Annotated in this window: 10 protein-coding genes; 3 read left to right on the forward strand and 7 right to left on the reverse strand. The window is 61.5% G+C overall.

Features of this window, described 5'->3' with window-relative positions:
* Nucleotides 1–102 precede the first annotated feature (102 nt).
* The 3 genes from dnaK to grpE form a co-directional block, all read right to left on the reverse strand.
* On the reverse strand, nt 103–2064 hold the full coding sequence (gene dnaK, locus AWB65_RS01500) for a molecular chaperone DnaK (protein ID WP_087665441.1): 1962 nt from the start codon (nt 2062–2064) through the stop codon (nt 103–105).
* Between the two features lie 165 nt (nt 2065–2229).
* A complete protein-coding gene (locus AWB65_RS01505) occupies nt 2230–2643 on the reverse strand; it encodes a thioredoxin family protein (RefSeq protein ID WP_087665442.1) in 414 nt (137 codons plus the stop codon).
* A gap of 15 nt (nt 2644–2658) precedes the next feature.
* Nucleotides 2659–3252, reverse strand: coding sequence for a nucleotide exchange factor GrpE (gene grpE, locus AWB65_RS01510; RefSeq protein WP_087665443.1), 594 nt, complete (start codon nt 3250–3252; stop codon nt 2659–2661).
* A 369-nt stretch (nt 3253–3621) separates the two neighbouring features.
* On the opposite strand from grpE, the gene AWB65_RS36610 reads away from it, so the two are divergent.
* On the forward strand, nt 3622–3783 hold the full coding sequence (locus tag AWB65_RS36610) for a hypothetical protein (RefSeq protein WP_181505500.1): 162 nt from the start codon (nt 3622–3624) through the stop codon (nt 3781–3783).
* Here AWB65_RS36610 and AWB65_RS01515 read toward each other — a convergent pair.
* From AWB65_RS01515 to hrcA, 3 genes are all read right to left on the reverse strand, one after another.
* Complete coding sequence (locus tag AWB65_RS01515; protein ID WP_087665444.1) at nt 3755–4162, reverse strand: Hsp15 family ribosome-associated heat shock protein; 408 nt, start codon at nt 4160–4162, stop codon at nt 3755–3757. The two genes, AWB65_RS36610 and AWB65_RS01515, sit on opposite strands and share 29 nt — an antisense overlap.
* A 17-nt stretch (nt 4163–4179) precedes the next feature.
* Complete coding sequence (gene hemH, locus AWB65_RS01520) at nt 4180–5247, reverse strand: ferrochelatase (RefSeq protein ID WP_087665445.1); 1068 nt, start codon at nt 5245–5247, stop codon at nt 4180–4182.
* A gap of 135 nt (nt 5248–5382) precedes the next feature.
* Nucleotides 5383–6399 carry a heat-inducible transcriptional repressor HrcA gene (gene hrcA, locus AWB65_RS01525; protein WP_087665446.1) on the reverse strand — a complete coding sequence of 339 codons (1017 nt, stop codon included), beginning with the start codon at nt 6397–6399 and terminating at the stop codon, nt 5383–5385.
* 126 nt (nt 6400–6525) lie between these two features.
* Between hrcA and AWB65_RS01530 the strand changes: the two genes are divergently transcribed.
* Both AWB65_RS01530 and recN read left to right on the forward strand, forming a co-directional pair.
* A complete protein-coding gene (locus tag AWB65_RS01530; protein ID WP_235007469.1) occupies nt 6526–7488 on the forward strand; it encodes an NAD kinase in 963 nt (320 codons plus the stop codon).
* A 35-nt stretch (nt 7489–7523) separates the two neighbouring features.
* Nucleotides 7524–9179, forward strand: coding sequence for a DNA repair protein RecN (gene recN, locus AWB65_RS01535; protein ID WP_087665448.1), 1656 nt, complete (start codon nt 7524–7526; stop codon nt 9177–9179).
* An 836-nt stretch (nt 9180–10015) separates the two neighbouring features.
* Here recN and glnE read toward each other — a convergent pair.
* Nucleotides 10016–12841, reverse strand: coding sequence for a bifunctional [glutamate--ammonia ligase]-adenylyl-L-tyrosine phosphorylase/[glutamate--ammonia-ligase] adenylyltransferase (gene glnE, locus AWB65_RS01540; protein ID WP_087665449.1), 2826 nt, complete (start codon nt 12839–12841; stop codon nt 10016–10018).
* Nucleotides 12842–12896: the final 55 nt, after the last annotated feature.

Genomic DNA, 12896 nt, shown 5'->3' on the forward strand with positions numbered 1-12896 from the left:
GCGCGTCTTCAAACCTGCTTCGTCTCGATCGGCTGGTTTCGTGTGAAATCACGCGAAACCAGCTCCGGCCGTGGCGATGAATTGCTAATGCGGATCAACGACTCAGTCCTTCTTCACTTCCTTGAAATCCGCGTCGACCACATCGTCGTGTTGCTGGCTCGCGCCGGCCGACTCCGATGCACCCGCATGGCCGCCCGCCGCACCGGCAGCACCCGCCGCCGCGCCCTGCGCTGCCTGCATGTCGGCGTACATCTTTTCGCCGAGCTTCTGCGACGCGGTGGACAGCGCCTCGATCTTCGCATCGAGCGCGACCTTGTCGGTCGTACCGCTCTTCAGCGCTTCTTCGAGATCCTTCAGCGCGGCTTCGATCTTTTCCTTCTCGCTTGCGTCGACCTTGTCGCCGTACTCGGCCACGGCCTTCTTCGTGCTGTGCACCAGCGCGTCACCCTGGTTGCGCGAGTCGGCCAGTTCGCGAAGCTTGTGATCTTCTTCAGCGTTGGCTTCGGCGTCCTTCACCATCTTGTCGATCTCGGCGTCCGAGAGGCCCGAGTTCGCCTTGATGGTGATCTTGTTTTCCTTGCCCGTCGCCTTGTCCTTCGCGCCGACGTGCAGAATACCGTTCGCGTCGATGTCGAAGGTCACTTCGATCTGCGGCGTGCCGCGCGGGGCCGGCGGAATGCCTTCCAGGTTGAACTCGCCGAGCAGCTTGTTGCCTGCCGCCATTTCGCGCTCGCCCTGGAACACCTTGATCGTCACGGCGCCCTGGTTGTCGTCGGCCGTCGAATACACTTGCGCGTGCTTCGTCGGGATCGTCGTATTCTTGTTGATCATCTTCGTCATCACGCCGCCAAGCGTTTCGATGCCGAGCGACAGAGGCGTCACGTCGAGCAGCAGAACGTCCTTGCGGTCGCCCGACAGCACCTGGCCCTGAATCGCGGCGCCGACGGCCACGGCTTCGTCCGGGTTCACGTCGCGGCGCGGTTCCTTGCCGAAGAATTCCTTCACCTTTTCCTGCACCTTCGGCATACGCGTCATGCCGCCGACGAGAATCACGTCGTCGATGTCGCTGACCTTCACGCCCGCATCCTTGATCGCGATACGGCACGGTTCGATCGTGCGCTCGATCAGTTCCTCGACGAGCGCTTCCAGCTTCGCACGCGTAAATTTCAGGTTCAAGTGCTTCGGACCGTTGGCGTCCGCCGTGATGTACGGCAGGTTGATGTCGGTCTGCGCGGTCGACGACAGTTCGATCTTCGCCTTTTCCGCCGCTTCCTTCAGGCGTTGCAGCGCGAGCACGTCTTTCGACAGATCGACGCCTTGCTCCTTCTTGAACTCGGCGATGATGTAATCGATGATGCGCTGGTCGAAATCTTCGCCGCCAAGGAACGTGTCGCCGTTCGTCGAGAGCACTTCGAATTGCTTTTCGCCGTCCACATCCGCGATTTCGATGATCGAGACGTCGAACGTGCCGCCGCCCAGGTCATACACCGCGATCTTGCGGTCGCCCTTCTCGGCCTTGTCGAGGCCGAACGCGAGCGCGGCAGCCGTCGGCTCGTTGATGATGCGCTTGACTTCCAGGCCCGCGATGCGGCCCGCGTCCTTCGTTGCCTGACGCTGGCTGTCGTTGAAGTACGCGGGAACCGTGATCACGGCTTCCGTGACCGGCTCGCCGAGATAGTCTTCAGCGGTTTTCTTCATCTTGCGCAACACTTCCGCGGAAATCTGCGGCGGCGCGAGCTTCTGGCCGTGCGCTTCCACCCAGGCGTCGCCGTTGTCGGCCTTGACGATCTGGTAGGGCATCAGCGCGATGTCCTTCTGCACTTCCTTTTCTTCGAAACGGCGGCCGATCAGGCGCTTGACCGCGTACAGCGTGTTGCGCGGGTTCGTGACCGACTGACGCTTTGCCGGCGCGCCGACGAGAATCTCGTTCTCATCGACATAAGCGATGATCGACGGCGTGGTGCGCGCGCCTTCCGAGTTCTCGATGACGCGAACCTGATTGCCTTCCATGATCGCCACGCACGAGTTGGTCGTGCCGAGGTCGATACCGATGATTTTGCCCATTTTTGTACTCTCCAGAACTTTGATCGCAGCGGGGCCGGTCTCGCGAATCGCCGATTTTTCCGCCGATTCACCGGGCCGGACGCCCAGAATTCATACCTGTACGCAACATAAGTGCGTTCGCATCGATTTCAAGACCCCGAATGCGATGCGGTCTTTATTTTTTGCCTATGACGCCGGGCCGGTCGCGTGCTTGGCTTCAAGCGCGCCGATCTTCGCGCGCGCCGCCGAAACGGCAGCCTCGAACTGGCCGAGGCCGTGCCAGCCGGTCGCACGGCCGAGACGCCTGCCGCGGTGGAAAAAAAACCACGTGGGCACGCCATGCAGCATGAAGCGGCGTCCCAGTTCGCGATGTTCGTAGACATTGCTGTGGAACCACTTCAGGCCTAGCGCACGGATTTCGTTGGGCTTGGCGACCATCGCCTTTTTCGCGATTTCGCAGTTGTAACAATCCACGCCCCAGAAGAACACGACCGCCAATTCCTCGCCCGCCAATGCCAGCCCGGCGTCGAACGTGTCGGCGCTCAGTTCCTGCATCTCGAAGACGGAGAACGCAGTGCCTTCGACCGGGACGTCGGCCATATCGGCGAGCGCGGCTTACTTCGGCGCAGCGACGGTAACGAGCGCCGGACGCAGCACGCGATCTGCGATCACATAACCCTTCTGCAGCACGTTCACGACGGTATTCGCTTCCTGCTCGGCCGGCACCATTGAAATCGCCTGATGGCGATGCGGATCGAACTTCTCGCCGACCGGATTCAGCGCGATCACGCGCCCTTTCTCCAGCGCGCCGGTCAACTGGCGCAACGTCAGTTCGACGCCTTCACGCACCTTTGCGATGTCGGTCGAGTTGTCGGCAAGCGCGGCTTCGAGACTGTCGAGCACCGGCAGCAGATTCTCCGCGAAGTTTTCGATCGCGAATTTGTGCGCCTTCTGCACATCTTCCTGAGCGCGGCGGCGAACGTTCTCCGTCTCGGCCTTCGCGCGCAGAAATTCTTCCTGAAGCATCGCGACCTTGGCTTGCGCCTCGGCGAGCTGCGCCGCGGTTTCGTTGACGTCGACGGCTTCAGGCGCCGTCGGCTCTGCCGCTTGCGCGTTGTTGTTGGCGCCGGTGGCGTCCGCGGCCTGGCGCGCTGTGTCGTCGGCGGGCGTGGGGTTCTGGCTCGCTGAATTCTCTTGCGTGTTTTCCATGTCGCTAAATATTGGCTGAAGGTTGATTCGGTTGATTCCGATGCGAACGCGAGGCAAAAAACACCGGGTCACGTTGCAAAAAAACAACTACGGAAACGCACGCGTACGCACTGTTTCCGCGCTAACCGCCCATTTTGGGTGTGGGCAGGCGTTTTCAAGGCCCTGTGCGGGATTTTTCCGACCTATTCGACGGACGACTTAACGCACCGTAACAAACTTTGACATCAAAAATAACTTTCAGATTGAGCCGATGGCGTTGCTCGCCTACACTTCGTTGAGGCTTTCGTCCGCGCAGGTTAACCCTAACCCTACGAAAGCATTTCAACCCGCTCAAGCCCTTGCCCGTTTCGCCCGTTACCTGGGGGTACCATGAAACTGACCTTTGCTATCGCGGTGGTCGCCTTGGTACTTGTTGCGGGAACCACGACCATCTGCATGTCCGGCACCATCACGGCGCGCAACACCGAATACGGCGGGATTCACGCCACGGTGGAGCAGCTTTTCAATCCGGACCCGAAATTTTGTCGATAGTGCGCCGGTCGCGCTTGGTCGGCCGGCCCTGTAGTCCGGCCGCCGGCTCGCGATACGTCTTGCGCCGCTCCGTTTCCGCCTGCCGCTTTTCCCGGCCGTCCTGCGTTTCAGCGTAGAGCGTCTGCGCGACAGTCGCCGGTCCGCGCACGTCGCAGATTCCCAGTACTTCCACTTGCCAGATAAGCCGGTCGATGTCGATCTCGACGATATCGCCGACGCGCACGTCCTTTGACGGTTTCACGTTCGCCCCGTTAATCCGCGCACGGCCTTTTTCGACGGCATCGCTCGCGAGCGAACGTGTTTTGAAGAAGCGCGCCGCCCAAAGCCATTTGTCGATGCGAAGACGCGCGCCGGGTTCAGTCGAAATCTTGTGGATCATTTTCTCTGGCTAATGTGTCAGGCGACCGCGCTCAATGGCTGCACCGCCTGAACCGGCCAGCCCTGCAGATGTTGCGCAACGATCTCGCCGAGCGCCTTGATCCACGCCGGCGAAGCATTCAGGCACGGAATGCGGTGAAACACCTTGCCGCCCGCGTGCAGGAATTCGTCGCGCACTTCGATGCCGATTTCCTCGATCGTCTCCAGACAATCGGCGGTGAAGCCCGGGCAGAACACGTCCACGCGCTTCACGCCGCCCGCGCCGAGTTCGGCAAGGGTAGGCGCGGTGTACGGCTGCAGCCACTCCGCGCGTCCGAAACGCGACTGGAACGTGATGCGGCATTCGACCGGTGTAAGCCCAAGTGCCGCCGCGAGCAGCGAACCGGTCTGCTGGCACTGGTCGTGGTACGGATCGCCGAGATCCATCGTGCGCTTGGGCACGCCATGAAAACTCAGCACGAGTTTGTCGCCCGCGGCGAAATCCGGGTGGCCGTGATGCCGCCAGTAATCGCGTATCTGCTCGGCGAGCGCGCCGATATAGGCCGGATGGTCGGCGTAATGACGGATCGTGCGGATTTCCGGCTGATTGCGCACCCGCTTGAGCGCGGTAAAGGCGTCGTCGAAGGCGGTGGCCGTGGTCGATGACGAATATTGCGGATACATCGGCACGAGCAGCACGCGCTCGGCGCCTTCCAACTTCAACTGGTTCAGCATCGCGGGGATGCCCGGTGTGCCGTAGCGCATCGCGTACTCGACGATTACCTGATAGTCGTTCGCGGCGAACAGACGCCGCAACTGCTCGACCTGCCGCTCTGTGTAGACGCGCAACGGCGAGCCTTCCGGCATCCAGACCTGCGCGTACTTCTTAGCCGACGCGCGGCTCCTAAACGGCAGAATCACGAGTCGCAGGATCAACTGCCACACGACAGCCGGAATCTCGACCACGCGCGGATCGGACAGAAACTGCGCGAGATATTTGCGCACGGCCCGGGGCGTCGGCGCGTCAGGCGTACCGAGGTTGATCAGCAGCACGGCGACGCGATGCGAGGCGGCATGCTGCGAGGGCAACTCGAGGTCGAAACGCATGGAGAAGGCGGCCGGATAAGGGGCGTCGTGGAGTGAAGGCCATTATAGCGGCGCGGGTCGCGGCGCATCATCGGCCGAACGGCCTAGTGGCGGAACGCCGCACGGCGGGTGAAGATAGCCCCAAAGCCGGCGCGTCTATTGCTGACTGAGCGACATTGAAAGCAGCCGCGCGGTGATGTCGACGATCGGGATCACGCGGTTGTAGGCCATGCGCGTCGGCCCAATCACGCCGAGGGTGCCGACAATCTTGCCGTTCACCTCATATGGCGCCGTGACCACGCTCATTTCCTCGATCGGCACGAGATTCGACTCGCCGCCGATGAAAATCTGCACGCCTTGCGCGTGGCTCGATACGTCGAGCAGTTGCAGGAGACTCGTCTTTTGGTCGAACACGTCGAAAAGCTTGCGCAGCCGCGCCATGTCGGACGAAAGGTCCGCCACTTCCAGCAGATTGCGCTCGCCGGATATCAGCAAGGTGTCGCCGGGATCGGTTGTGTCGGTGCTCGCCGCTACCGCTGCGTGCATCAGCGTGGTCATGTCGCCACGCAACTGGTCGATTTCCTCGCGAAGACGGCGGCGCACTTCGTCGAAGGACAGGCCGGCGAAGTGCGCGTTGATGTAGTTCGACGCCTCGGTCAGTTGCGACGGCGAATAATCGCGCTGCGTCGCCATGATGCGGTTCTGGACATCGCCTTCCGGCGTCACGATGATGAGCAGGATGCGCTTGTCCGACAGGCGCATGAACTCGATCTGCTTGAACATGTGGCTGCGGCGCGGCGTCAGGATCACCCCCGCGAACGACGACAGGCTCGACAGCACGCTCGCCGCCGCAGCGACGATCTTCTGCGGTTCCTGGCCTTGCAGGCGCGTCTTGACGGCGGTGGTCATCGCCTCGTCTTCGGGCGCCTCTACAGTCAGCATGGTGTCGACGAAGACGCGATAGCCGCGCGGCGTGGGAATGCGTCCCGCCGACGTATGCGGACTCGCGACGAGACCGAGCTCCTCCAGATCCGACATCACGTTGCGAATCGTGGCCGGGCTCAGCTCGAGACCGGAATAACGTGACAGCGTGCGCGAACCCACCGGCTGACCTTCAGCGATGTAGCGCTCGATCAACGTCTTGAGGAGGGTTTGTGCACGTGGGTCTAGCATGAGGAAATTTTAGCTCAACGCGTCATTGAACGGCGTGCGCGCCCGGGGCCGCAAGGGCGCGCGCTGTGTGCCACCGAACTCAGGATGCGCTCCATTCTATCGACAAACAATATATAAGCGCCGTGCATGCCGCGGGCGGGTTCGCCCACGGTTCTTTTCGCCCTTAACCTATGTTGTAATGCCGGCATGGAAATTGGCAGCCAATTCAAGACCGTCGCGCTCGTAGGGCGCACCAACACGCCCGGCATCGAGGCGCCGCTGACCTCGCTCGCCGAGTTGATCGCGGGTCAGGGCTTCGAGGTCGTGTTCGAGGCGCAGACTGCGAAAGAGGTCGGCGTGACGCGCTATCCGGCGCTGTCCACCGCCGAGATCGGCGCGCGCGCGGACGTCGCGGTGGTGCTCGGCGGAGACGGCACGATGCTCGGCTTCGGCCGGCAACTTGCACCGTACAAGACGCCATTGATCGGCGTGAATCACGGGCGGCTCGGTTTCATCACGGATATTTCGCTCGCGCAGATGCACGAACTCGTCCCGCAGATGCTCGGCGGAAGCTTCGAGCGCGAAGAACGCAGCCTGCTCGAAGCGCGCATTGTGCGCGGTGGCAAGCCGATTTATCACGCGCTGGCGTTCAACGACGTCGTCGTGAACCGCAGCGGCTTTTCGGGCATGACGGAACTGCGCGTGTCCGTGGACGGCCATTTCATGTACGACCAGCGCTCCGACGGCCTGATCGTCGCAACGCCGACCGGCTCGACCGCCTACGCCCTGTCCGCCGCCGGGCCGATCCTGCATCCCGAGTTGCAGGGCTTCGTGCTCGTGCCGATCGCACCGCATTCGCTGTCGAACCGTCCGATCGTGCTGCCCGACGATTCCAAGGTCGATATCCAGATCATCGGCGGGCGCGACGTGAACGTGAACTTCGACATGCAGTCGTTCACCGCGCTCGAACTGAACGACACGATCGAGGTGCGCCGCTCGCGCCATACGGTGCCGGTGCTGCATCCGGTCGGCTACAGCCACTTCGCGACGCTCAGGAAGAAGCTCCACTGGCATGAGCATCCGTCGCAGGCCGACGCTTCGAATCCCTGAACGCGCACGCGCGTCACTCCTTCACGCCCCCATTCATGCTCCGTCATCTTTCGATTCGCGACTTCGTCATCGTCGCCGCGCTCGACCTCGAATTCGACAGCGGCTTCACGGTTTTTTCGGGTGAAACCGGCGCTGGCAAATCCATTCTCATCGATGCCCTCGCCCTCACGCTGGGCGCGCGCGGCGACGCGAGCGTCGTGCGCACGGGCGAGGCGCGCGCCGACATCACTGCTGAATTTTCGACGCACGCGGCAGTTTTCCGCTGGCTTGAAGAGCACGCGCTGGCCGCGCAAGAAGCGGACACGGTGATGCTGCGCCGGGTGATCGACTCGAACGGGCGGTCGCGCGCGTTTATCAACGGCACGCCCGCGACGCTCACGCAATTGCGCGAAGTCGGCGAGATGCTGGTCGATATCCACGGGCAGCACGCGCATCAACTGCTGATGCGGCCCGATGCGCAGCGCGAACTCTTCGATACCCATGCTGGGCTTACCGAGACGGCTGCGTCGGTGACGCGTGCGTATCGCGCGTGGCGTGACGCGGCGCAGGCAGTGGAGACGGCGCAGAGCCGCGATCGCGAGTTGCAGTTGGAGCGCGAGCGGCTCGCGTGGCAACTGAGCGAATTCGACAAGATTTCGCCGCAGCCGGGCGAGTGGGAGGATGTGAGCGCGGAGCATCATCGGCTGTCGCATTCGGCGAGTCTCATCGACGGCGTGCAGAGCGCGCTCGACGCACTCTCCGAATCGGATGACGCGATGATTACTCAGCTTGCTGCGATCACTTCCAAGCTGCGTGGGCTTGCAGATATCGATCCGGCGCTTTCCGATGTACTGGCTTCGCTGGAGCCGGCGGAAATTCAGTTGCAGGAGGCGGCGTATTCGCTGTCGCATTATGCTCAGCGGCTGGAGCTCGATCCGGATCGGTTAGCGCAGGTTGAGAAGCGGATGGACCAGTTGCATTCGACGGCGCGCAAGTTTCGTTTGCAGCCGGAAGCGTTGCCGGAGGAGCATGAGGCGCGTCGGCAGCAGCTTGCTCGGCTTGATGCTGCGGCGGATCTGGATGGATTGCGGGCGGCGGAGGCGAAGGGTAAGGACGCGTATCTCGCGGAGGCGAAGGCGCTGTCGAAGGCGCGGGCCAAGGCTGCGAAGGCGCTTGGGGCCGCGGTTACGGTGGGGATGCAGGAGCTTTCGATGGCAGGCGGCAGCTTTGAAGTCGCGCTTGTACCGTTGGCGGAAGGCGGGGCTAGCGGGCTTGAACAGGTCGAGTTTCGGGTTGCGGGACATGCTGGGGTTTCGCTTCGGCCGCTTGCTAAGGTGGCTTCGGGAGGCGAATTGGCGCGGATTAGTCTGGCGCTTGCGGTGATTGCGAGCACCGCGAGTCCTACGCCTACGCTGATCTTCGATGAGGTTGATACGGGGATTGGAGGTTCTGTGGCAGAGGTCGTCGGGCGGCTATTGCATCAGTTGGGGCGAGATCGGCAGGTTTTGTGCGTTACGCACCTTCCCCAGGTTGCGGCGCGTGGGGATCAGCATTTTCAAGTTGCCAAGGCCGGGGATGCGAATGGCGGCACTGTGAGCACCGTTACGCCGCTAGACAAAGCGAAACGGGTGGAGGAAGTCGCCAGGATGTTGGGAGGGATTGAGATTACGGCTACTACGAGGAAGCATGCGAGGGAGATGTTGGCGGCATAAGGGATTTATTGGAGTTCGGATTTAGGCGTGGTTGAGAGTCTGCGAATTGTGAGAATTTCAATTAATTTTTGGAAAATGCCGTGCTCACGACGAGTCAGATTTTTTGATTTTGCGACTGGAACGTCTACGGCTGTCGTCTTCGATCTCGACAAGCGGCTCGATTCGACCCACTTCAGCCCTTCGACGCAGCGGAACCCAAAGGGCAAATCTCAAGGGCACAACGGCCGTTCGTACGAGCGTTGTGGGCAAAGCTTGGTTTCGGACAAAATGCCTGCAAACGCACTTAGCTGACCTCAGTCGTATTCTTCCGTGCTTGTCGCTTATTCAGCAACGAAGTAATGCCTGCAATGCTCATGGCGAGCAGAGCGAATACGAATGTTATGTCCGCTGTCACAAAACAGCCTACCGACCAAAGCTCCGCAGGCAAATGATCCGATTTGGGCATATATAGGACAATATTTGCGGCTCGCGCTATAAACACAAGTCCAACGCCGCAAGCTACTATTGCGACCAACAGCATTATCCAACAAACAATCATTGCACCCAGTGCCAATAAATTCGCATTTGCTGTGTCAACTACATTTTCTGAAAAGGTGATTGATACGACCAAGATTGCAGAAAGCAAAGTAAGAAAAGTCTTTGCCAGATTTCCCTAAATAACAATTTACCGCCCTGCTTGTTTATCTTGATCGCATTTATCTGCAGACTCAATGACGCCGAATCCAAATACTAAATCATAAAACGCTCGCGTCTCGGCGAGACTGGTGCAGCGTAATAGAACGGTCAAGGACAGAGCGCCTCCCACATCCTCAGTTACCGCGTGGGAACGGCCTAATTCAGCCCGCTACAGCAGCAGCCAAAATCCCGCCAAAAACCCTTTCCCAAAGCCGCGTAACTGCCTCCCTTTCCGCAGCCACTAACTCCGCCTCAACCCTCGCCTTCTCCATCCCATCCAGCCTCAGCTTATGCTGCATCTTCCGATAAACCCGATAAGCCGCCCCAACCGTCTCCGCTTCCTCGGTCGACATAAGCCCGCACTGCGCCGCGATCCGTAATAGCGAAATATTCCCCGCATTACGCACAAATTCCCGATGCTCGCGCGAATGCAGCAGCACCCAAAACTGCACGATGAACTCGATATCAACCATTCCACCGCGATCGTGCTTCAGATCAAAAAGCGCGGTCCGATTAGGATGGCCTGCCTCCACACGCTCGCGCATCGCCACAATCTCCTTAGCCAGCGCCCCGGCCTCACGCGGCGCAACGAGCACTTCAGCCCGAATCGCCTCAAACGCCTCGCCAATCGCGGAATCGCCCGCGCTATAACGCGCTCGGGAAAGCGCCTGATGCTCCCAAACCCAGGCTGTATTTGCCGCGTCGCCTTCGCGAATCTGGTACGCGCGAAACGACTGCAAGCTCGTCACCAGAAGCCCCGACTCCCCATTCGGCCGCAACCGCAAATCAACATCGAAAAGCGTCCCAGCCCCAGTCGCCGTCGTGAGCCAAGTCACAAGCCGCCGAGCAAACATCGCATAAACATCCGAAGCAGCGTCATCCGGATCGTCGTAGAGAAAGATCAGATCGAGGTCCGACGCATAACCGAGTTCCTTCCCACCCAACTTCCCATAAGCGATCACAGCGAACCTCGGCACTTCCAGATGCCGCTTCGGAAAATGCTTCCACACCGTCTCGACCGTTACGTCCAAAACCGCATCCGCCAGCTCGGACAACCGATCACTCACATGCTCAACCGTGAGGCGCCCCGCCAGATCGATCAGAAGAATCCGGAACACTTCAGCCTGATGCGCATGCCGCAGCAAGTCCATCTGCTGTTCGGCGCCATCGGCGACAGCAAGCCGCGCGCGCAGCGAGCGCTTGAACTCGGGCCAATCGAACGGACTGGCAATCGCTTCGTCGTCGAGCAATTCATCGAGCAATTGCGGATGGCGGATCAAATACCCCGCCGCCCAGCGCGAGCCACCCAAAACGGAAAGCACCCGATCCAGCGCCGCCGGATACTCGGTGAGCAGCGCGAGATACGCCCCGCGCTTGCTCACCGCTTCGAGCAAATCAAAAAGACGCGTAATCGTGTCACCCCGCCGCGCGGCCGGCTCGATCGACTGCGCCGCTTCCAGCGCGCGCTGCGCGACGATATCGAAGCGTTCGCGGCTCTTCGACGGCAATCCAAGATAGCGCGTCGAATTCCAGACGCTTATCAGCCGCGCGAGCAACGCAGCCGGATCGGTGAAGCCAAGCCCGGCCAGCCGCGCGACGAGTTCCTCGCCAGCGCTGTCGTCGGCGAGCGCGCTGCTCCAGATCCACGACGCCGCCGAATCCTCCGCCACACCGCAGCCGCCCTGCCCGCTGACCTTGTCCGCGAAGATCTCGTCGAACTGTTCTTCGACGAGTTCACGATGCGCATCGAGCTTCGTCATCAGCGCGGCGTAATCGGCGAACCCGAGCGACTCCGCGAGCAACGCGCGCTCGTCGGGGGCGACGGGCATCGCATGCGTCTGCGCGTCGTTGCGATACTGCAGCCGATGCTCGACCGTCCTCAAAAACAGATACGCCTCACTCAACGCCGCGCGCACCGCCGTCGCAATCAGCCCATGCGCCGCCGCCCGCTCGAGCACGGCAAGCGTCGGACGAATGCGGAATTCAGCGGCCTGTCCGCCTCGGATCAACTGAAACACCTGCGCGCTGAACTCGATTTCGCGGATGCCGCCGCGCCCGAGCTTGATGTCGTCGGCCTTGTCGGGACGCATCGACGCGCGCCGCTGCGCTTCCTGTCGAATCTGCAGATGCAGCGAGCGGATCGCCGAGATCACGCCGTAATCGAGATAGCGTCGGTACACGAACGGCGTGACGATCGCGTCGAGCTGCTTCGCGAGCCGCCGCGCCGATTCGCTTTCGCCCTCGGAGACGAGCCGACCCTTGATCCACGCATACCGCTCCCACTCGCGACCCTGCACGTAGAAATATTCCTCCAGCATGCCGAGGCTGCACACGAGCGGACCGGAATCGCCATTCGGCCTAAGCCGCATGTCGACGCGAAACACGTAGCCATCCTGCGTGAGTTCCGCGAGCGCTCCGATCAACCGGCGTCCGAGCCGTGTGAAGAATTCCTGCGTGGTGAGCGGCGCGCGCTGGCCGCCGGCCGTCTCGCCGTCTTCCTCATAAACGAAGATCAGATCGATATCCGACGACGCATTCAACTCGCGCCCGCCGAGCTTCCCCATCCCGACGACGCCGAGTGTCAGCCGCTCGCCTTCCGGTCCGCGCGGCTCGCCGAAGAGCACTTCCAGATCGGCCGACAACACCGCGAGCGCCCGCTGGACGGTGACTTCAGCGAGATCGGTCATCGCGCCCGTGACCTCGGCGACATCGGCCTCGCCCGCGAGATCGCGCTCCATCACCGTGCAGAACACCTCGGTGCGCAGGCGCCTCAACGCGGTTTTCAGCGCTGCTTCGTTGAGCACGCCGTCGCCCGAACAAGTGCCGCAGAGCGCATCCAGACGCGATTCGATCCAGCCGCGAGTGATCGGCACCGATGCCCATAGCGCGACCTGCGCGGGCAAATCCGGACGCGCAGCGTACGCGCGCGCGGCATAGTTGGAATAGGCTGTACTACGCAATGTTGCCGGGGTCGCTGCTTGAGTCATGGGAAGTCAGGCTCGCTCGTTGCTTCACTCGTTGCTTCAGAAAAGGCGGCACCCG

The organism is Caballeronia humi (assembly GCF_001544475.1).
Lineage (GTDB): Bacteria > Pseudomonadota > Gammaproteobacteria > Burkholderiales > Burkholderiaceae > Caballeronia > Caballeronia humi.

Bases quoted from the DNA above. Each gene is read 5' to 3' on its own strand.
- AWB65_RS01515 (WP_087665444.1), bottom strand. From the start codon at position 4,162: ATGATCCACAAGATTTCGACTGAACCCGGCGCGCGTCTTCGCATCGAC.
- recN (WP_087665448.1), top strand. From the start codon at position 7,524: ATGCTCCGTCATCTTTCGATTCGCGACTTCGTCATCGTCGCCGCGCTC.
- hrcA (WP_087665446.1), bottom strand. From the start codon at position 6,399: ATGCTAGACCCACGTGCACAAACCCTCCTCAAGACGTTGATCGAGCGC.
- AWB65_RS01530 (WP_235007469.1), top strand. From the start codon at position 6,526: ATGCCGCGGGCGGGTTCGCCCACGGTTCTTTTCGCCCTTAACCTATGT.
- dnaK (WP_087665441.1), bottom strand. From the start codon at position 2,064: ATGGGCAAAATCATCGGTATCGACCTCGGCACGACCAACTCGTGCGTG.
- hemH (WP_087665445.1), bottom strand. From the start codon at position 5,247: ATGCGTTTCGACCTCGAGTTGCCCTCGCAGCATGCCGCCTCGCATCGC.
- grpE (WP_087665443.1), bottom strand. From the start codon at position 3,252: ATGGAAAACACGCAAGAGAATTCAGCGAGCCAGAACCCCACGCCCGCC.
- glnE (WP_087665449.1), bottom strand. From the start codon at position 12,841: ATGACTCAAGCAGCGACCCCGGCAACATTGCGTAGTACAGCCTATTCC.
- AWB65_RS01505 (WP_087665442.1), bottom strand. From the start codon at position 2,643: ATGGCCGACGTCCCGGTCGAAGGCACTGCGTTCTCCGTCTTCGAGATG.
- AWB65_RS36610 (WP_181505500.1), top strand. From the start codon at position 3,622: ATGAAACTGACCTTTGCTATCGCGGTGGTCGCCTTGGTACTTGTTGCG.